This window comes from Roseateles sp., assembly GCF_036404855.1.
GTDB lineage: Bacteria > Pseudomonadota > Gammaproteobacteria > Burkholderiales > Burkholderiaceae_C > Pelomonas.
This window is the reverse complement of record NZ_DASWYS010000196.1, coordinates 1-3178: the sequence shown is the minus strand read 5'-3', so window position 1 is coordinate 3178 and position 3178 is coordinate 1. Positions and strand designations below refer to the sequence as shown.

3 protein-coding genes are annotated in these 3178 nt (G+C 69.3%); all 3 read right to left on the bottom strand.

The features are described 5' to 3' along the window. A partial coding sequence (proW, locus tag VGF12_RS12955) for a glycine betaine/L-proline ABC transporter permease ProW (RefSeq protein ID WP_331176448.1) occupies positions 1–1124 on the bottom strand: 1124 nt, incomplete at its 3' end. A 12-nt stretch (positions 1125–1136) separates the two neighbouring features. Next, positions 1137–2369 (bottom strand): glycine betaine/L-proline ABC transporter ATP-binding protein ProV, encoded by a 1233-nt coding sequence (proV, locus tag VGF12_RS12950; RefSeq protein ID WP_331176447.1) that lies wholly within the window; start codon positions 2367–2369, stop codon positions 1137–1139. Between the two features lie 368 nt (positions 2370–2737). Next, on the bottom strand, positions 2738–3178 hold a 441-nt coding region (locus VGF12_RS12945; RefSeq protein ID WP_331176446.1), incomplete at its 5' end, for a substrate binding domain-containing protein.

Genomic DNA, 3178 nt, shown 5'->3' with positions numbered 1-3178 from the left:
GCACGCAGCAGGTGCTGCAGGCCGTGCAGCGCGAGGCCGGCCGGGCCGGTGTGCCACCAGCGCCGGCCGGCGTTGCGGCGTGAGCGGCCCATGGCCTGGGTCAGCCGGTCCAGCGTGATGGCCAGCAGCACGATGCCCAGTCCGCCCACTGTGGCGAGACCCATGTCGAGCCGGCCAATGCCGCGCAGGACCATCTGGCCCAGGCCGCCGACGGCGATCATGGAGGCGATAACGACCATGGACAGTGACAGCATCAGCGCCTGGTTGATGCCGGCCATGATGGACGGCATCGCCAGCGGCAGCTTCACCTTGACCAGCATCTGCCACGGTGAAGCGCCATAGGCGCGGGCGGCTTCGATCAGGTCCGGCCGTACCTGGCGCAGGCCCAGGTCGGTGAGCCGCGCCAGCGGCGCCAGCGCGAACACGATGGTCACGATGACGCCGGGCACGTTGCCGATGCCGAACAGCATCACCACCGGCACGAGGTAGACGAAGGCGGGCGTGGTCTGCATCGCGTCCAGCAGCGGCTGCGTCAGGCGCTGGGCGCGGTCGCTGCTGGCCAGCAGCACCCCCAGCGGCAGGCCGATCAGCAGGCAGAACAACAGCGAGGTCAGCACAAGCGACAGCGTGAGCATGGCCTCCGGCCAGATACCCAGCAGCGCCACCAGCGCCAGAGACACGGTGCTGCCGACCGCGAGCCGGCGACCGGCGAACTGCCAGGTCAGCAGGCCGATGAGGCCGATCATGGCGACGGCCGGCAGGCTGCCGAGCAGGCCCTGCACCCAGTTCAGCGCGCCGTCGATGGGCACGCGCACATGCTGGAAGAAGGGGCGACCATGCTCGACGATCCAGCCCAGACCCTGATTGATCCATGACTCGACCGGTAGCGAGCCATCCCACAACTGTTGCCAGTGCAGGCCGCCGGCATCGGCCGAACCATTCAGGTGCGCGGCGGGGGGCGGTGCGTCCAGCCACGCGCGGGAGGCCGTGGTGTCGGGGGCGGCCGACATGGCCTGCCAGGGATCGACGTAGGTCTGGGCCGGTTCCGGTGCCGCGGCGACGCCGCTGGCGGCGATGTCAGCGATCGGGGTGATGTCGAGTGGCTGCAATGCGTTCTCGTCCATGGGTTCTCCAGTTCAGGCGGCTTCGGTGGCCGTGGCAGCCTCGATGGGCGGCGTGTCGCGGTCGAGGAATTTGAGGAGCGTGGTCTTGCTGATCGCTCCGCAGAAGCGGCCGTCGCCGGCCACCACGGGCAGTGCGCAGGGCGCCTGCGCGATCGCGCCGAAGAGAACGGCCACCGGTGCGTCCGCTGCCAGCGTAGGCAGCGGCGGGATGAAGGCATGCTGCAGACCCAGCGGGCCAGTGTGGCCGTCGAGCGCCGTGCGCAGGCTGTCGGCCGACACGGTGCCGAGATAGAGCCGCCCCGGGCTGACGACGTAGGCGTACTCGCGGTCCTGGTCCTCCAGCTGTTTCAGGGCCGCGCGGGCGCCGCGGTCGCTGTGCTCGGCCACGACAGTCAGCGGCTGGCGCGCGATGTCGGCCGCCTTGAAGACAGCTGCCGCGTCGACGCCGCGCACGAAGCTGCGCACGAAGTCATTGGCCGGCTGGCGCAGGATCTCGTCGGGCGTGCCGACCTGCATCACCTGGCCGTCCTTCATGATGGCGATGCGGTCGCCGATGCGCATGGCCTCGTCCAGGTCGTGGGAGATGAAGACGATGGTGCGGCGGCGCACCTGCTGCAGTCTCAGCAGTTCCGACTGCATCTCCGTGCGGATGATCGGGTCCAGCGCCGAGAAGGCCTCGTCCATCAGCAAGATCGCCGGGTCCGCCGCCAGCGCGCGCGCCAGGCCCACGCGCTGCTGCATGCCGCCGGACAACTCGTCCGGGTAGCTGTCGCCCCAGCCGGCCAGGCCCACCTGGGCCAGCGCGCTGTCTGCCACGGCCAGGCGCTGGGCCTTGCCCATGCCGGCCAGTTCCAAGCCGAAGGCGGTGTTGTCGCGCACGGTCATGTGGGGCATCAGCGCGAAGGACTGGAACACCATGCTGATGTCCTTGCGGCGCAGCGCGCGTAGCCGGGCATCGGAATGGGCGTTGATGTCCTCGCCATCGATGACGATGCGGCCTGCGCTCGGCTCGATGAGCCGGTTCAACAGTCGCACGAGCGTCGACTTGCCAGAGCCGGACAGGCCCATGATGACGAAGATCTCGCCGGCCTGGATCTCGAAGCTGGCGTCGAAGACGCCGATGGATTGGCCGGTGCGGGCGAGGATGTCCTGCTTGGACAGCCCCTGACGGACCAGTTCGAGCGCCTGCTCGGGCTGGTCGCCGAAGACCTTGAAGACATGGTCGATGAGGATGGCTTTGGCCATGGACGTGCTCCTTTCGTGCAGCAGCGCTGCAGGTGAACAGGGCGCCGTCACCGCAAGTGGTGGCGGCCGTCATGCCATCGGCCATGGACGCTGAGGACGCGCGCAGGCGCCGTGCAAGCCTCCAGGGCTGCCGACGGGCACTGAGAACGACGTGTTGACGCAAGCAATACCCGCCGGAACTCCGATTCGCGGCGGCGGGCCTGGTCGAGGGGCGCTGCCTGCGGGAGCGTGGCTGGTCGTGGGCGGGAACGCATTCCTCGCCGCTTGCCGGGCAGGGCCCGGATCTGCGTGCCGCGATGGAGCCGAGGGGGGCTCGCAAGTAGCACGGACCGATCAAAATGACTTATTGATCGAATTTCGTGGCGTCATTATAACTGATTGGAATTCTTCGGCGACCCGTCGGCCCGGTCCCAGGGCGGCACCGCACCCATCTTCTCCAGCATGAAGTCGATCAGCGCGCGCACTTTGGGCGCCGGGTGGCGGCTCGGCAGGTAGACGGCATACAGCGTGTCGGCGTCGGCCAGTCCGCCCACGGGCTGCCACCCGGGCAGCACTGCCCGCAGCCGGCCGGCACGCAGGTCGGCACCTATCGCGTAGGTGGGCAGCACGGCCAGGCCCATGCCCGCCAACGCGGCCACGCGCAGCGACTCGCTGCTGTTGGCCGTGATGCCGCTCTCGAAACGCAGTGCGCCGCGGGTCTCGACGTCGGCCTCGCCGTGCTCGGTGTGGCGGAAGCGCCAGCGGTCGGGCGACTGCAGATAGCCAAAGCGCAGGCAGCGATGGGCGGCGATGTCATCCACCGTCTGCGG